The sequence below is a fragment of the Pseudarthrobacter enclensis genome (assembly GCF_001457025.1).
GTDB classification, from domain to species: Bacteria; Actinomycetota; Actinomycetes; order Actinomycetales; family Micrococcaceae; genus Arthrobacter; species Arthrobacter enclensis.
In genome coordinates this window covers 235,374-250,741 of sequence record NZ_KQ758602.1, presented here as the reverse complement: position 1 = coordinate 250,741, position 15,368 = coordinate 235,374, and the positions used below count along the sequence as shown (strand labels likewise).

The following is a 15,368-nucleotide window of genomic DNA, read 5'->3' as shown; positions in this document are numbered from 1 at the left end:
CGCAGCCTGGAAGGGGAACGGGTTCAGCGCTTCCGAGGTCCCCGCTTCGCGGCTGCGTTCAGCGCGGACTTGACCGCCGGCGGCAGCCCGGCCTGGTCGGTTTCCGGTTCTCCAACCGTTCCGCGGGCCTTCGCGATCGCTTTCATGCCGTGATAGATCACCAGCGCCGCGGCGGAGCCCAGGGCGATGCCGGTGAACTTCAGGTCGCCAATGGTCCAGGTGTAGTCCGCGATGCCGATGATCAGGGCCACCGCGGCCGTGGTCAGGTTGACCGGGTTGGCGAAGTTCACCTTGTTCTGCACCCAGATCTTGACGCCCAGGATGCCGATCATGCCGTAGAGCATGGTGGCGGCACCGCCCAGGACTCCCTGCGGGACCGTGGCAATGAGCTCGCCGAATTTGGGGGAGAAGCTGAGCAGGATGGCAAAGATCCCGGCCACCCAGTAGGCCGCGGTCGAATACACCTTGGTGGCGGCCATGACGCCGATGTTCTCGGCGTACGTGGTGGTGCCGGAACCGCCACCGAATCCTGCCAGGACCGTGGCCGCGCCGTCAGCCATCAGCGCGCGCCCGGAGACGCCGTCGAGGTTCTGTCCTGTCATGGCGGCCACGGATTTCACGTGGCCGATGTTTTCGGCCACCAGCACCAGCACCACCGGGACGAACAGGCCCAGGACGCCGAGGTGGAACTCGGGCGTCTGGAAGTGCGGCAGGCCCACCCAGGCGGCCGCGTCCATCTTCTCGTAGCTGACCTCACCGCGGAGCATGGCCACGAGGTAACCCACCACGACGCCCACCAGGATGCTCAACCGGCCCAGGATCCCGCGGAACAGCACGCTGACCAGGATGATGGTGGCCAGGGTAATGACAGCGGTGATGGGCGCGGCGTCGAAGTTCTGCTTCGCGGCCGGGGCCAGGTTGAGGCCGATCAGGGCCACGATGGCGCCGGTGACGATGGGCGGCATGAGGCGGTTGATCCACTCGGCACCAAACTTCTGCACGATGGCACCCACCAAAGCCAGGACCGCGCCGGCCAGTACCACGCCGCCCAGGGCGCCGGGGATGCCGAACTGCGCCTGCGAGGCGCTGATGGGGGCAATGAACGCAAAGCTCGAGCCCAGGTAGCTGGGCACCCTGCCCTTGGTGATGACCAGGAACAGCAACGTGCCGATGCCGGAGAAGAACAGCGTGGTGGCGGGCGGCATGCCTGTGATGATGGGCACCAGGAACGTGGCGCCGAACATGGCCACCACGTGCTGCATGCCCACGCCGATGGTCAGCGGCCAGGCCAGGCGCTCGTCGGGTGCCACCACGTGGCCCGGCTTGATGGTTTTGCCGGTGCCGTGCAGCTTCCATTTGATTCCGAGCATGCTCATGGGAAGGAATGCCTTTCAAGGGGGTGCCGCGAAGGGGCGGAGATCAACTCGCTCCAGAATACCGCCAAGCCTTTGTCCACGGCCCTGGCAACGGCGCCGCCTTCAGGGCGCCGTGCTGTGGGCAACGTCACCCGCCGTCACGGGAAGAGGCGCCAAGCAGTTGAAGTTGCAACTATGGACAGCAACCACAGGCCACCCGGCAGGCGGGGAGCCGCCACGAAAGGTAAGCGAATGACCATTGCCCATGAAGAAGCGGTTATCGATTCGGCAGCCGTCGACGCCATCTTCGCCCAGGCCCGCACCGCCAACACCTTCACCGGTGAGGTGACCGAGGAGCAGGCCCAGGCCATCTACGAGCTCACCAAGTTCGGCCCCACCGCGTTCAACTCGCAGCCGCTCCGGGTCACCTACGTCCGGTCGGACGAGGCCCGCGCCACCCTGGTGGACACCCTTTCCCGCGGCAACCGCGCCAAGACGGCGTCCGCCCCGCTGGTGGCCATCCTCAGCTACGACACTGACTGGGCCGGCAAGTGGGACAACTTCCTGCCCGGCTACAACGCCCCCAAGGCCATGTACGACGCCGATCCCGCCTTGGCCGCCTCCACCGGCAACAACAATGCGCACCTGCAGGCCGGCTACTTCATCCTGGCCGTCCGCTCGCTGGGCCTGGCCGCCGGCCCCATGACCGGGGCGGACTTCGACGCGGTCGACGCCGCATTCTTCCCGGCCGGTGACCAGAAGAGCTTCCTGGTGGTTAACATCGGCCAGCCCGGCGAAGAGGCCTGGGGCGAAGCCAAGCCGAAGTTCGCCTACGACGAGGCCGTCCGCACCGTCTGACCCCCTGAAACCCAGGATGCCCTATCACTTAGGGTCCCCATCCGGCCTGGATGGCGACCCCAAGTGATAGGGCATCTGGCGTTAAGTCAGGCGATGACGCCGTCCACCAGGGCCTTGGCCTCGGCCTGGACCTGCTTGAGGTGGTCTTCGCCCTTGAAGGATTCGGCGTAGATCTTGTAAACATCCTCGGTGCCGGACGGGCGGGCGGCGAACCAGGCGTTCTCCGTAACCACCTTCAGGCCGCCGATGGCCGCGCCGTTGCCCGGGGCCTCGGTGAGCTTGGCCGTGATCTCTTCGCCCGCCAGCGACGTGGCAGTCACGTCCGCGGCGGAGAGCTTGCCCAGCTTTGCCTTCTGCTCCCGGGTGGCGGCGGCATCGATCCGCGCGTACACGGGGGCGCCGAACTGGTCCGTCAGGCCCTTGTACAGTTGCGACGGCGACTTGCCCGTCACGGCGGTGATCTCCGAGGCCAGCAGCGCCAGCAGGATGCCGTCCTTGTCCGTGGTCCAGACGCTGCCGTCCATCCGGTTGAAGGAGGCGCCGGCGGACTCCTCGCCGCCGAAAGCTCCCTCGCCGGAGAGCAGCCCGGGCACGAACCACTTGAACCCCACCGGCACCTCGACCAGCTTGCGGCCCAGGCTCTGCGCCACGCGGTCAATGATCGAGGAGGAAACGAGCGTCTTGCCCACCACTGAGTCCGGGTTCCAGCCGCTGCGGTTCCGGTACAGGTAGTCGATGGCCACTGCGAGGTAGTGGTTGGGGTTCATCAGCCCGCCGTCCGGGGTAACGATGCCGTGCCGGTCCGCGTCCGCGTCGTTGCCCGTGGCGACGTCGTATGCGGCGGTTCCGTCGGCACCCACCCCCATCCGCTGGATCAGCGAGGCCATGGCCGACGGCGACGAGCAGTCCATGCGGATCTTTTCGTCCCAGTCCAGCGTCATGAATGCCCACTGCGGGTCCACGGTGGGGTTCACCACGGTGAGGTTCAGGTGGTGGCGTTCGGCGATCTCGCCCCAGTAATCCACGGAGGCGCCGCCCATGGGGTCGGCACCGATGCGCACACCGGCGTCGCGGATCGCTTCGAGGTTCAGCACGGAGGGGAGGTCATCCACGTAGCTGCTGAGGAAGTCGAACTTCCCGGTGGTATCGGCGGACTGGGCCTCGGCCAGCGGGACGCGCTTGACGCCCCGCAGGCCTTCCTCCAGCAGTTCATTGGCACGGTTGGCAATCCAGCCGGTGGCGTCCGAGTCCGCCGGGCCGCCGTGCGGCGGGTTGTACTTGAAGCCGCCGTCAGCCGGCGGGTTGTGGCTGGGCGTGACGACGATGCCGTCTGCCTGCGGGGCGCCGGGGCCGGCGTTCCGGTTGTAGGTAAGGATTGCGTGGCTCAACGCCGGGGTGGGGGTGTAGCCGTGGCGGGCGTCCACCAGGACCTGGACGCCGTTGGCCGCCAAAACCTCGAGGGCGGAGTTCTGCGCCGGCTCGCTGAGGGCGTGGGTGTCCTTGGCCAGGAACAGCGGCCCGGTGACACCCTGCGCCGCGCGGTATTCCACGATGGCCTGGGTGATGGCGAGGATGTGCTTTTCGTTGAAGGAAGCCTTGAGGCTCGATCCGCGGTGACCCGACGTTCCAAACACCACCCGCTGGCCCGGATCTCCCAGGTCCGGCGTGATGTCGTAGTACGCGTCAAGGAGCGCTGTGATGTCAACAAGGTCCTGGGGTTGGGCAACTGTACCCGCGCGGCTAGCCATGGGACCAAGCATGCCAGAAGCTCGCCGGAGTCAAAACGACGCGCCCACATTCCGGTCCGCTGTGACGGCGGCGCGTCATCAATTCGCGGCCGTTAACCAAGTAGCCCACCTGAGTACAGGCTCCGGAAAGTACCTATATACCGGCTGCTGCGCGCGCTGTTACTTTCGAAAAATCGGGAAGGCCGGCTATACGGGCTTCCGGACTTTCAACCAAGCAAAGGGCGACGGCGGCCTGCCGCCTTCGCCCGTCCGGCACGGAAGCAGGGACGGCCATGGGGGCAGGGGACGGCGCAGCAGAACAGTCCAGGATCGCTGCCGAGCGCGTGGCCAGGCTCAAGCGACGGCTGGATGCCGCCGAGCGCTCCACCCAGGCGTGGGACGCCGGTGCCGTGGACGAACGCGTGGTTGCGGAAAAGCTCAGCGAACTGGTCCCGCACGGCTGGTACGTGCTGCACGACGTCCACTGGCCGGGCAGGCCGAAAGCCAACCTGGACCACGTCCTGGTGGGCCCCGGCGGCGTCGTCGTCGTGGACTCGAAAAACTGGACCGGCGAGGTCCGGGTGGCGTCAGGCGTTCTATGGCAGGGCCGCTACGCCCGCACCCAGGCGGTGGAAGGGGCACTGGCCCAATGCGCCGCCGTCGCCTCCGTCCTGCCTCCCCGGCACCGGCGCGTGGTGCGTCCGCTGATCTGCATGGCCGCCCAGCCGGACCTCTTCGGGATTACCGACGCCGACGTTGCCGTCGCCGGCACGCGCCGTGTGGTGGGTGCCATCGAGGCGCTGCCTCCGGTCCTGGACCGGCAGGCGGTGGCCGGCCTGTACGAACAGCTGGGGCAGGAGCTCACCCACGAGCAGGAACCCGGCATCACCGCGTTCCGCAATGTCCGGCCCGGCACGGTGGTCCGGCCTGCCGGCGGACTCCCGCCCGCGGCGCCCCGGAACCCGGCCAGCCAAGGCAATCCGGGCGGCGCGGATACGACCGGGCGGGACCGGAGCCGCAGCGGCAGCGCCTCGCGGCACCCTGCCGGGCGCGGCCTTCCGCCCGGCGTCCCCGGGAGCGGCGTCGCCGGGACCGGGGCGCTGCATGGCCGCGGCCGGAAGGGGCGCCAGCATGGCGCGACGGGGGCAGGAAGGCTGGCTTTGCTCGCGGCCTTCGTCATCTTTGCCGTGTACGTCCTGCCCTACCTGGCCCGCTGACGTCCGGCGCCGCCGCGACGGGATGCTCCTGCCGCGGCCTGCGAAGGCTGCCGCGGGCGGCGTCGCGGAGCGCTGTGCCAATGCGGTGCAGCCGGCCGGAATCAAGTGACCAGGCCTGCCAGTAGAGCGGAACGTCCTCATAAGCGTTCTTTGCCAGCAGCACCAGTGAGCCGTCCGCCAGTGCGTTTCCGAGCTGCAGTTCTGGAACCATGCCCCACCCCAGGCCGGCCTTGATGGCTGCCAGGAACCCCTCCGAGGACGGGACGGTGTGTGTGGGCGGCGCGAGGCCGGCCCCCTTGGCCGCCAGGACCCCGCGCTGCAGGTTGTCCTTCGCATTGAACTTCAGCACCGGCATGGCCGCCCAGTCCATTGAGTTGCCTTTGGCAAACCGACGCTGGAGGCCGCCGGCGGCAACCGGGATGTACCGCATGTGTCCCAGCAGTTCCACCCGGCAGCCGTTGACCGGAACCGGATCGGAGGTGACGGCGCCCATCACGTCGCCCTGGCGCAGCAACTGGCTGCTGAACCCCTGGTCCTCAACGTGCAGGTCCAGGATCGTGTCAGGCCAGGACGCGGCGGCTGCCAGGACGGGAACGAACCAGGTGGCCAGCGAATCGGCGTTGATAGCCAAAGGCAGGAGCGCGCGGGAAGCCGCTCCGTTGCCGAGCGCTGAGGCGGCGTCCGCCTCCAGGAGCTGTACCTGGCGGGCCATCCGGAGCAGCACCGTTCCGGCGTCGGTGGCGGTGCAGGGCACACGCCGGCGTACCAGGACCTGCCCGGTGGCGGTCTCCAGCGCCTTGATCCGCTGGCTGACGGCCGACGGGGTGACTCGAAGGACATCGGCTGCGGCCTCGAAAGTACCCTCATCGATCACGGCCATGAGTGCCTTCAAGTGTTCGAAGTTCATGAAGAAATTCTAATGAAAGTCAAGAATAAATCGTTTGTCTTCAAGTGCTGTCCTCCGTACCGTCAAATGCATGGTGATGACGGGACTGACCGGGATGCTGACGGGGCTGGCGTTGATTGTGGCCATTGGCGCGCAGAATGCCTTCGTGCTCCGGCAGGGTGTCCGCCGGGAGCACATCGGTGCGGTGGTGGCGGTGTGCATGGCCGGGGACGCAGCCCTCATCCTTGGCGGCACCGCCGGGATCGGCGCTTTGGTGACCAGGTTTCCCCAGGCACTTGAAGTGCTCCGCTGGGGTGGCGCGGCCTACCTGGCCTGGTTCGCCGTCCGCTCCTTCCTGTCGGCAGTGAAACCCTCCGCCCTGGTGCAGGGCACCCTGAGGTCCAAGGGTTCGGTGGTGGCGTCCACCGTGGCGCTGACCTTCCTGAACCCGCACGTCTACCTCGACACCGTGGTGCTCCTGGGCAGCCTGGCCAACCAGCAGGGTCCGGACCTCCGGTGGGTCTTCGCGGCGGGCGCCGTCGCGGGCAGCGTGGCATGGTTCTCCGCCCTGGGGTACGGGGCCAGGGCACTGTCCGGGGTCCTCGGCAGCCCGAGGACCTGGCGGTTCCTGGACCTAGGCATCGGCATTCTGATGCTGGCCCTTGCTGCCAGGCTGATCCTGCACTGACACGGGTCCGGAACGGCACTGTGCGCGATAGGCTGGAGGCAACATTCCAGGGGGAGAACCATGACCGATCAGCCTTCGCAGCGTCCCGACCAGCCGCGTCCCGACCAGCCGCGTCCCGACGCGCAGTGGAACGACGCCTCGCCGGACGCCGGCACTCCTGCCGCGCCGCCGTCGGGCTATGAACCGCCGAAGTTCGTCCCGCCCTACGGCTCTGATCCCTACGGCCCGGGCGCGGGCGGATCGGACGCCGCCGGTCCGGACGTGCCCCCGCCGCCGCTGTACCCGGGCCTGTCCGGGCAGTACGGTGCGGACTCCGCCGGTGGGCAATACGCCGGCTCCCAGCCGGGCAGTCCTCAGTACGGCAACCCCCAGTACGGCGGCGCCCAGTACGGCAACCCCCAGTACGGCGGCCAGTATGGCGGCAGCCCGTACGGGAACCAGTACCCGCAGCCCTACGGCCAGCAGAATTACTACGGCATGCCCGCCGAGCCCAGGAACCTGAGCATCGCCAGCATGGTGTGCGGCATCGCCTCGGTCATCATGGGATGGCTGATCCTGCCGCAGCTAGCCGCCATCATCACCGGACACATGGCCCTGAAGCGCGAACCGTCGGGCAAGGGGATGTCCATCACGGGCCTGGTCCTGGGCTACCTCTGCCTGCTGGGATACGGCGGGTTTTGGCTGCTGCTCATCATCGGACTGGCGTCCTACTCGACCAGCAGCTACGGCTACTGACCGCCGCCGCGCCGGATGCCCTATCAGATCCGGTTCCTAAAACCCGGTTTTAGGAACCTCATCTGATAGGGCATCTGTAGTTAAGCGGGTTGAAGGAGCGGGGTCAGCGGAGGAGCTCCACGTCGGAGACCAGCTCGATATGGGCGAGCATCGCCTCCGAAGCGGCCTCCGGGTCCTGGTCGCGGATGGCGTCGGCAATCCGCCGGTGTGAGGCCAACGACTGTTCGGGCCGGCCCGGCTGGCCGAGGGACTCCATCCGCGTCTCCAGGATCATCTCGGCAATGAATGCCATCAGCTGTGCCAGCACGGAGGAATGCGCGGCGGCCGTGATTGCCTGGTGGAAGAGCTCGTCTCCGTGGGTGCCGCGGTCGCCGTCGCTGATTTCGCCGGCCATGACCTCCAGGGCGGCGTCGATCGCCTTCAGGTCCGCGTCGGTGCGCCGTGCCGCGGCCAGCGCCGCTAGCTTTCCTTCGAGGGTGCTGCGCGCCTCGACAATTTCGGGCAGGCGGCTGCGGTGCTCGCGCAGGCCCTTGATGACCGAGGCCACGCTGGGCCGCCGGGCCAGGACGGCGCCGGTGCCGTGCTGCACGTCGATGACCCCCAGCACTTCCAACGCCACCAGCGCCTGGGCAAGGGTGGCGCGCGAAACGCCCAGCCGCTCGGCGAGGTCGCGCTCCGCGGGCAGCAGGTCTCCGGGTTTGAGCTGCGCGGACTCGATGTAGGCAAGGATCTGCTCCACCAGCTGTTCATAAAGCCTTGGCCGGGAAACCCGTTCAAGTCCCAGCCGTGATGTCTTCTCCACAAGCCCTCGCTCCGTCGTCGGTCCCTCCAGAATACAGGCCGCCACTATTGACAGATAGACTCACTGTCTAAGAGGCTAGTCCAGTGAGCCAGTAACTCACGTCACACTTTTCATCCCAATGGAGGACCAACGATGTCCGCTCCTGTCTTGTCGATCATCATCCTGGCGGCGATGTTCCTGCTCGCTACCGTCCTGCCCCTCAACATGGGTGCCCTGGCCTTCGTCGGCGCTTTCCTGCTGGGCGCACTGGTGCTGGGCATGTCCACGAATGAGATCCTGGCCAACTTTCCCGGCGGCCTCTTCCTGACGATCGTCGGGGTCACCTACCTGTTCGCCATCGCCCAAAACAACGGCACCATCGACCTGTTGGTCCGCGGCGCCGTCAGACTGGTGGGCAGCCGCGTGGCCCTGATTCCGTGGGTGATGTTCGCCATCACCGCCGTCATCACCGCGGTGGGTGCGCTGTCTCCCGCCGCCGTTGCCATCATCGCGCCCATCGCCCTGAGCTTCGCGGGCAAGTACAAGATCAGCCCGCTGCTCATGGGCATGATGGTGATCCACGGTGCGCAGGCCGGCGGCTTCTCGCCCATCGCCGTCTACGGCGTCACCGTCAACGGCATCCTCGCCAAGACGGACCTGGCCTTCAGTCCCACCGCACTGTTCCTGACCAGCCTCATCTTCAACACCCTGATCGCGCTGGTGCTGTTCGTGGTGCTGGGCGGCCGGGCGCTGCTGTCCTCCCGGGTGGGCCACTTCGTGGAGCAGGCCGCCGAAGCCCGGATGGCCGTCAGCGTCGGTGCCAAAGCCGGGGACGTGGCCTTCAAGGGATTCGGCTCCGGCATGTACGGCCCCCGGGACCCCGCGGGCGACGGCGTCGCCGCCACCAAGGAGCGCTCCGACCGGATTCCGCAGCTGGTCACCATCGCCGGCCTGATCGTCCTGGCAGTCGTGGCACTCGGGTTCAAGATGGACGTTGGATTTGTGTCCATCACCATCGCCATCGTCCTGGCCCTCGTCTCGCCCGCGGCCCAGAAGGGCGCCATCAACAAGATCAGCTGGTCCACCGTGCTGCTCATCTGCGGCATGCTGACGTTCGTGGGGGTGCTCGAGGAAGCCGGCACCATCGAGTTCGTCTCCAACGGTGTGGCCGGACTGGGCATGCCGCTCCTGGCCGCCCTCCTTATCTGCTTCATCGGCGCCGTCGTCTCCGCCTTCGCTTCCTCCACCGCCATCCTGGCCGCCCTGATCCCGCTGGCAGTGCCGTTCCTGTCCACCGGCGAGATCGGCGCCGTGGGCGTGATCTGCGCACTGGCAGTCGCGGCCACCATCGTGGACGTTTCCCCTTTCTCCACCAACGGCGCCCTGGTCCTGGCCAACGCCCCCGAAGGCGTGGACAAGGACAGGTTCTACAAGCAGATCCTCGGCTACAGCGGCATCGTCATCGTGGCCGGCCCCATCCTCGCCTGGCTGGCCCTGGTGGTCCCCGGCTGGCTCTAGCCCCCGCCCCCGTTCACCCGCCCCGCGCCACGCATTTCAGAAAAGGAACCAGCACATGAACACCGCTGACCGCCCACAGGGCCCCCTGGCCGGACATACCGTCATCGACCTCAGCCGCGCCCTCGCCGGCCCCCACGCCGGCATGATGCTCGCTGACCTCGGCGCCCGCGTCATCAAGGTGGAAAACCCGGGAACCGGGGACGACACCCGCGGCTGGGGGCCGCCCTTCGTCGGCCCCGAGGATGACCTGCAGTCCACCTACTTCATGTCCTGCAACCGCAACAAGGAATCCATCAGCCTGGACCTGAAGAGCGACGACGGCAAAGCGGTGCTGCGCGGACTCCTTGAACGCGCAGACGTGGTGATCGAGAACTTCCGGCCCGGGGTGATGAACCGGCTGGGCTTCTCCACCGCCGCCATGCACGAACTCAACCCGCGCCTGGTCATCCTCTCCATCACCGGCTTCGGCCACGACGGACCCGAGTCCCAGCGCAGCGGCTACGACCAGATCCTCCAGGGCGAGGCCGGCCTGATGTCCCTCACCGGCTCCGGACCGGACGATCCCCAGCGCGTCGGCGTCCCCATCGCCGACCTGCTGGCCGGCATGAACGGTGCCACCGGCGTCCTCGCCGCGCTGGTCGAACGGGACCGGACCGGAAACGGCAAGGTGGTCCGTACCTCGCTGCTGGCCTCGCTGATCGGTGTCCACGCGTTCCAGGGCACCCGCACCACCGTGGCCGGCGAGGTCCCGCAGGCGCAGGGCAACCACCACCCCTCCATCGCCCCCTACGGCCTGTTCGCTTGCATAGACGGCAGCGTCCAGATCAGCGTCGGCAGCGAAAAGCTCTGGCACTCGTTCGCCGCCGCATTCGGCCTGGACCCGGCTGCCCCGGGCTTTGCCAGCAACGCCGAACGGGTGCGCAACCGCGCGGAGGTGATTGCCGCCGTCGAACGCGCCTTCGCCCCGTACGGGGCCGCGGAGCTGCTGGAAAAGCTGAACGACGCCGGGATCCCGGCGGGCAAGGTCCGCTCGCTGGATGAGGTGTACGCCTGGGAGCAGGTGGCCTCCCAGGGGCTGGTGGTGGAAGTGGAGCACCCGCTGCTGGGCGCCGTCAACCTTCCCGGGCCGCCGCTGCGGTTCTTCGCCCGCGGCGACGAAGCCGAAACAACGCTGACCGGCCACGATGCCCCGCCGCTGCTGAACGAGGACGGCCCGGCCATCCGTGAATGGCTGGGACTGGTCCCGGCTGACGCCAGTGCCGGGGCGAACTAGCATGCCCGCGGCGCAGAAGGTGCGGCACCTGGGCGCGGCCGAACTGCTGGACGCCGTTGTGGACCGGGACTCCTTCGTCTCCTGGGACACGGCGCCGCAGCAGCCGGCCCTGAGCGACGAATATGCCGCCGACCTTGACCGGGCGCGCGGACGCAGCGGCACCGACGAATCCGTCATCACCGGCGCCGGGATGATCCGGGGACGCAGGGTGGCGCTGATCGTGAGCGAGTTCTCCTTCCTGGCCGGTTCGATCGGGCATGCCGCTGCGGAGCGGATCGTGGCCGCGGTGGAACGGGCCACGGCTGAGGGCCTGCCGCTGCTGGCCGGCACGTCCTCGGGCGGCACCCGGATGCAGGAAGGCACGCTGGCGTTCCTGTCGATGGTGAAGATCACCGCGGCCGTCCGCGCCCACCGGCAGGCGGGGCTGCCCTACCTGGTGTACCTGCGCCACCCCACCACCGGCGGCGTCATGGCGTCCTGGGGATCCCTGGGGCACATCAACGTGGCCGAGCCGGGCGCGCTGCTTGGCTTCCTGGGCCCCCGCGTGTACGAGTCCCTGTACGGGGAGGCGTTCCCGGACAACGTGCAGGTGGCCGAGAACCTCTTCAACAAAGGCCTGATCGACGGCGTGGTGGAACCCTGCGAACTTGCCGAGCTGGTGGGCCGGGCGCTGGACATCCTGATGCCGCGGCGGGCCTCCGGATCCGCCGCCTGGCCGCAGGCCCCCGCCACGCTGGGCGTGCGCCCCGCCGCCGTGGATGCCTGGACCTCCATTGGCATTTCCCGGCAGCCGCGCCGGCCGGACCTGCGCCAGCTGCTCAAGTACGGCGCCACGGATGCGCTGCCGCTCAACGGCACCGGCCAGGGCGAGAAGGACCCCGGCCTGCTGCTGGCACTCGCCCGTTTTGGCACCCAGTCCTGCATCGTGCTGGGCCACACCCGTCCGCTGCGCAGGGACGCGGCCGGGATGGGTCCGGGTTCCCTGCGGGAGGCCCGGCGCGGTGCCAAGCTGGCGGAGGAACTGCGGCTGCCGCTGCTTACGGTCATCGACACCGCCGGTGCGGCATTGTCCCAGGAAGCGGAGGAGGGCGGCCTGGCTGGAGAAATCGCACGTTCCCTGCACGAGCTGATCGGCCTGGAGTCGCCGTCGGTCTCGGTGCTGCTGGGCCAGGGCGCCGGGGGAGGGGCGCTGGCGTTGCTGCCGGCCGACCGGACCATCGCCGCGCAGCACAGCTGGCTGTCCCCGCTGCCGCCCGAGGGCGCCAGCGCCATTGTCCACCGCACCACGGACTTCGCGCCGGCGATGGCCCAGGCCCAGGGTGTCAACGTGGCGTCGCTGTACGCGAACGGGCTGGTGGACCATATCGTGGACGAGCGCCATGACGCGTCCCTGGAGCCGCGTGAGTTCTGCGCCCGCATGGCGCACGCCATCGAGTACGAGCTGGCCTCGGTGGCCGCGGTGCCGGTCTCCCAGCTGGTGGCCTCCCGGGCCCGGAAGTTCCGGAACTTGGGCAGTTAGTTCCCTGGGCGCCGCTACGGCCGGGCGGCGCTGCGGTTCAGCGGCGCTGCCGTGCCCGGTGGGCGCTGGCCCGCAGCTGCAGGATCCGGGCACCGCCGGCGGCGGCCACCAGCACGCCGCCGGTGACACTGGCAATGAACAGGGCCATGCCCAGCGGCACCGCGCCTTCGAGCCCCAGGAACTTCACCAGCACCAGCTCCTGGTTCTGAAGGATGAAGATGATCAGCAGGATCAGCACCACCAGGGCGGCCACGACGGCGGCCCACACCATGCCTGTGCGCGTCACCTTGCGCTCGGCGGTTCCCGCGGGAGTGGACGACGGCGGGACGTCGCCTTGGGTGCCTTGACGGGCCGGGGCGTCCGCCGGGTAGGGCGGCATGGCGGCCCGGCCGTCTGTGGGAGAGGCGTCCGCGCGGGCGCCGGCCTGGCGGCCGGCGGTCCGGTCAGTTTCGGGGGTGCCGGTACCAGCGCCGCCCTCGGGCTCCGGTGTGTACTGGCCTGCGCTCATTGGTGTCCCCTTCCGGAATGCTAAGCATGCTTACCTTGCCACCTTAGCTGGACTGCGGCGCACGGCACAACGCTCCGTGCGGGCGCGGCGGAAGGGGCCTCCTGCCGGCGGTCCCGGCCGGATGGCCCCTCGTTGCGGCGCGGTCAGACGCTTTCCTTGCTCCGCTCAGCGGCAGGTGTGTGGGGCTTGGGCGTCCGGCGCCAGGCCGGGAAGGCCCAGAACGTGTAATCCTGTGCCTTAGCCTGCGGCTTGACCTGCGGTTCCGGGGACTCCACCGGGGTTTCCTGCCGGGCCTCGGGGCGGCGGTCGGTTTCCTTCCGGTAACTCCGCCCGAAGTCCTTGCTGTATCCGTAGCACATCACAGACCTCCTTCCAGTGACTGCCCTTTAATCGTCCTCCCGATCCGGCCGGGAGTCGACACCTGCAGCGGGCGTCATGGAAGCCTCGAACGGACGCTACTGCTCCGCGGAGACGACGTCCGCGGCCTCGTCCGGGCCGTGGAAATCACAGGGCCCTTGATGGCGCAGCGGGAGGAGGCACGTGCGGCCCGACGGCAGGTGGACCAGCGCGCAGCGGCCGGCAAGGGCCAGGTCTTCGCGGACGTTCGCGTTGCTCAGGTCGGGCCGGGACCCGTCAGAGCGCTGGGATGTGGCGGTGGAGGGGTGTTCGGCGTTCATAAGGGCAACTCCCCGTCGAGCGGATGGCCGGGATGGACGTGACGCCTCTCCAGTTTCCCCGCGCCGGGTTACAGCCGGGTTAAGGGAACGTTAGGGGCAGGTCAACAGGCTGGCGGCCGGGCCCAGCTGGTTCCCCACCTGGAGCAGGAGCCGCTCCGATCCCGGCCGTCCCACCAGCTGGATGCCCATGGGCAGGCCGCTGCCGGGAGCCCCGCCGGTCCAATGAACCGGGAGGCTGATGGCCGGCAGGCCGCAGACGTTGACCATGGAGGACCAGGGCGCGAATTCGCACTGTTTGCGGTAGTCGCCGTCGGCATCGCCCGGCCAGTGCGCCGACGGCCAGGAGTCGCTGCCCGCGGCGGTGCCGGTGAACCAGCCCACCGGCCGCGGCGTCTGCGCCAGGGAAGGCATCAGCATAAGGTCCCACTGCGAATACTGCGCCACCGTATCGTGCTCGAACCGCCTCAGGAAGGCCAGCGCTTCCGACAACCTGGCGGAGCTGCGCTGCTGTGCGCGGCGCCGGAAGGTGCGGGTCAGCGGCGCCAGGAGAGCCTCGCGCTGGGGGCTGATGCGGGCGTTTCCCACCCCTGCCGTCCAGGCCGTGGTGAACGCGTCGGGATACCTGTTGTCGTAGCGGATGGTCGCCTCCCCGGTGGCATGGCCGGCCTGCTCCAGGAGGCGCACACCCGCGACCAGGGCATCCAGCGCCTCCGGCTCCGGCGTGAACGGGAACGTTCCTGACCAGGGACTGTCCAGCGTGACGCCGATGCGCAGCCGTTCCGGCTCCTGCTCCACAGCTGTGAGATAGCCGCCGCCGGGCACCAAGGCATCCATAAGGAGGGCCGCATCCCCGGCGTTCCTTGCGAGCGGGCCTGCCACTACCAGCCGCGCCGGGTCCCCCTGGCTTTCCCCGCCGGGCACCGTACCCCTGCCGGGTTTGAGGCCCACCAGCCCGCAGGCCGCCGCAGGGATCCGAACGGACCCGCCGCCGTCGGTCCCCGGGGCAAAGGGAAGCAGCCCGGCGGCGACGGCGGCCGCGCTTCCGCCGGAGGACCCTCCCGAACTCCGGCCGGGAGAGTGCGGATTGCGCGACGGCGGCGCGATGCGGTTTTCGGAGTAGGCCGTCAGTCCGAACTCGGGCACCTGCGTCTTACCGAGGGAGATGACGCCGGCGTCCTTCAGCTGCGCCACCAGGGGTGCATCGGCGGGCGCAGGACGATGCTCCAGTGCGGCGCTCCCGTGGGTGGTCACCACGCCGGCAACATCGGTCAGGTCCTTGAACGCCATCGGCATGCCATGCAGGACCGGCAGGTCTTTCGCTGCACTCCGGGCGTGCAGGGCATCGGCAGCACGGGCCTGGTCGAGGGCCCGGTCCGCCGTGACGGTAATAAAGGCACCCAGCTGCGGGTTCCGCTCCTCGATCCGTGACAGGAAGTGTTCGGCCGCTTCCACGGCCGAGACCTGGCCGCCGCGCAGCTGGTCCCGCAACTCGCGGGCGGAGAGGGCATGGATGTCTGCGGGCACTGGTCCTCCTGGGTTACCGAGAAGCGTAACGTGCCCGCGGTCGGCGCCGGGTTTCGGGGAACGCACTAGGCTGGATCCTGACTTTCGATCTTCCAGGAAGGG

The 15,368-nt window shown here is 68.8% G+C and carries 15 protein-coding genes; 7 read left to right on the top strand and 8 right to left on the bottom strand.

The features are described from left to right. Positions 1-23: 23 nt before the first annotated feature. Complete coding sequence (locus AS031_RS11610) at positions 24-1,376, bottom strand: uracil-xanthine permease family protein (protein WP_058268305.1); 1,353 nt, start codon at positions 1,374-1,376, stop codon at positions 24-26. Between the two features lie 231 nt (positions 1,377-1,607). On the opposite strand from AS031_RS11610, the gene AS031_RS11605 reads away from it, so the two are divergent. Further along, positions 1,608-2,213 (top strand): malonic semialdehyde reductase, encoded by a 606-nt coding sequence (locus tag AS031_RS11605; protein ID WP_058268304.1) that lies wholly within the window; start codon positions 1,608-1,610, stop codon positions 2,211-2,213. Positions 2,214-2,299: 86 nt separating this feature from the next. On the opposite strand, the gene pgm is transcribed toward AS031_RS11605, so the two are convergent. Further along, the gene (gene pgm / locus AS031_RS11600; RefSeq protein ID WP_228379620.1) at positions 2,300-3,961 is read right to left on the bottom strand and encodes a phosphoglucomutase (alpha-D-glucose-1,6-bisphosphate-dependent); all 1,662 of its coding nucleotides are present in this window, start codon (positions 3,959-3,961) and stop codon (positions 2,300-2,302) included. 272 nt (positions 3,962-4,233) lie between these two features. On the opposite strand from pgm, the gene AS031_RS11595 reads away from it, so the two are divergent. Next, complete coding sequence (locus tag AS031_RS11595) at positions 4,234-5,157, top strand: nuclease-related domain-containing protein (RefSeq protein WP_058268302.1); 924 nt, start codon at positions 4,234-4,236, stop codon at positions 5,155-5,157. Here AS031_RS11595 and AS031_RS11590 read toward each other — a convergent pair. Next, a complete protein-coding gene (locus AS031_RS11590; RefSeq protein WP_058268301.1) occupies positions 5,117-6,064 on the bottom strand; it encodes a LysR family transcriptional regulator ArgP in 948 nt (315 codons plus the stop codon). The genes AS031_RS11595 and AS031_RS11590 overlap by 41 nt on opposite strands. 94 nt (positions 6,065-6,158) lie before the next feature. Between AS031_RS11590 and AS031_RS11585 the strand changes: the two genes are divergently transcribed. Together AS031_RS11585 and AS031_RS11580 are read left to right on the top strand one after the other, a co-directional pair. Continuing rightward, the gene (locus AS031_RS11585; protein ID WP_058268486.1) at positions 6,159-6,731 is read left to right on the top strand and encodes a LysE/ArgO family amino acid transporter; all 573 of its coding nucleotides are present in this window, start codon (positions 6,159-6,161) and stop codon (positions 6,729-6,731) included. A gap of 60 nt (positions 6,732-6,791) precedes the next feature. Continuing rightward, positions 6,792-7,466: a DUF4190 domain-containing protein gene (locus tag AS031_RS11580; protein WP_058268300.1), complete on the top strand. Its 675-nt coding sequence runs from the start codon at positions 6,792-6,794 to the stop codon at positions 7,464-7,466. 103 nt (positions 7,467-7,569) lie between these two features. Here AS031_RS11580 and AS031_RS11575 read toward each other — a convergent pair whose 3' ends face one another. Continuing rightward, positions 7,570-8,268: a FadR/GntR family transcriptional regulator gene (locus tag AS031_RS11575; RefSeq protein WP_058268299.1), complete on the bottom strand. Its 699-nt coding sequence runs from the start codon at positions 8,266-8,268 to the stop codon at positions 7,570-7,572. 132 nt (positions 8,269-8,400) lie between these two features. On the opposite strand from AS031_RS11575, the gene AS031_RS11570 reads away from it, so the two are divergent. From AS031_RS11570 to AS031_RS11560, 3 genes are read left to right on the top strand one after another with little or no spacing between them, the layout of a single operon-like run. Further along, a complete protein-coding gene (locus tag AS031_RS11570) occupies positions 8,401-9,765 on the top strand; it encodes an SLC13 family permease (protein WP_058268298.1) in 1,365 nt (454 codons plus the stop codon). A 55-nt stretch (positions 9,766-9,820) separates the two neighbouring features. Further along, complete coding sequence (locus tag AS031_RS11565) at positions 9,821-11,038, top strand: CaiB/BaiF CoA transferase family protein (protein WP_058268297.1); 1,218 nt, start codon at positions 9,821-9,823, stop codon at positions 11,036-11,038. A gap of 1 nt (position 11,039) precedes the next feature. Next, on the top strand, positions 11,040-12,557 hold the full coding sequence (locus AS031_RS11560; protein WP_058268296.1) for a carboxyl transferase domain-containing protein: 1,518 nt from the start codon (positions 11,040-11,042) through the stop codon (positions 12,555-12,557). A gap of 37 nt (positions 12,558-12,594) precedes the next feature. On the opposite strand, the gene AS031_RS11555 is transcribed toward AS031_RS11560, so the two are convergent. The 4 genes from AS031_RS11555 to AS031_RS11540 form a co-directional block, all read right to left on the bottom strand. Continuing rightward, complete coding sequence (locus tag AS031_RS11555) at positions 12,595-13,065, bottom strand: LapA family protein (RefSeq protein WP_058268295.1); 471 nt, start codon at positions 13,063-13,065, stop codon at positions 12,595-12,597. 143 nt (positions 13,066-13,208) lie between these two features. Further along, positions 13,209-13,424 (bottom strand): hypothetical protein, encoded by a 216-nt coding sequence (locus AS031_RS11550; protein WP_058268294.1) that lies wholly within the window; start codon positions 13,422-13,424, stop codon positions 13,209-13,211. Positions 13,425-13,520: 96 nt separating this feature from the next. After that, positions 13,521-13,742: a hypothetical protein gene (locus AS031_RS11545; RefSeq protein ID WP_058268293.1), complete on the bottom strand. Its 222-nt coding sequence runs from the start codon at positions 13,740-13,742 to the stop codon at positions 13,521-13,523. A 90-nt stretch (positions 13,743-13,832) separates the two neighbouring features. After that, positions 13,833-15,266, bottom strand: coding sequence for an amidase (locus AS031_RS11540; RefSeq protein WP_058268292.1), 1,434 nt, complete (start codon positions 15,264-15,266; stop codon positions 13,833-13,835). Between the last annotated feature and the right edge of the window lie 102 nt (positions 15,267-15,368).

Bases quoted from the DNA above. Each gene is read 5' to 3' on its own strand.
- AS031_RS11610 (WP_058268305.1), bottom strand. From the start codon at position 1,376: ATGAGCATGCTCGGAATCAAATGGAAGCTGCACGGCACCGGCAAAACC.
- AS031_RS11605 (WP_058268304.1), top strand. From the start codon at position 1,608: ATGACCATTGCCCATGAAGAAGCGGTTATCGATTCGGCAGCCGTCGAC.
- pgm (WP_228379620.1), bottom strand. From the start codon at position 3,961: ATGGCTAGCCGCGCGGGTACAGTTGCCCAACCCCAGGACCTTGTTGAC.
- AS031_RS11595 (WP_058268302.1), top strand. From the start codon at position 4,234: ATGGGGGCAGGGGACGGCGCAGCAGAACAGTCCAGGATCGCTGCCGAG.
- AS031_RS11590 (WP_058268301.1), bottom strand. From the start codon at position 6,064: ATGAACTTCGAACACTTGAAGGCACTCATGGCCGTGATCGATGAGGGT.
- AS031_RS11585 (WP_058268486.1), top strand. From the start codon at position 6,159: ATGCTGACGGGGCTGGCGTTGATTGTGGCCATTGGCGCGCAGAATGCC.
- AS031_RS11580 (WP_058268300.1), top strand. From the start codon at position 6,792: ATGACCGATCAGCCTTCGCAGCGTCCCGACCAGCCGCGTCCCGACCAG.
- AS031_RS11570 (WP_058268298.1), top strand. From the start codon at position 8,401: ATGTCCGCTCCTGTCTTGTCGATCATCATCCTGGCGGCGATGTTCCTG.
- AS031_RS11565 (WP_058268297.1), top strand. From the start codon at position 9,821: ATGAACACCGCTGACCGCCCACAGGGCCCCCTGGCCGGACATACCGTC.
- AS031_RS11560 (WP_058268296.1), top strand. From the start codon at position 11,040: ATGCCCGCGGCGCAGAAGGTGCGGCACCTGGGCGCGGCCGAACTGCTG.
- AS031_RS11555 (WP_058268295.1), bottom strand. From the start codon at position 13,065: ATGAGCGCAGGCCAGTACACACCGGAGCCCGAGGGCGGCGCTGGTACC.
- AS031_RS11550 (WP_058268294.1), bottom strand. From the start codon at position 13,424: ATGTGCTACGGATACAGCAAGGACTTCGGGCGGAGTTACCGGAAGGAA.
- AS031_RS11545 (WP_058268293.1), bottom strand. From the start codon at position 13,742: ATGAACGCCGAACACCCCTCCACCGCCACATCCCAGCGCTCTGACGGG.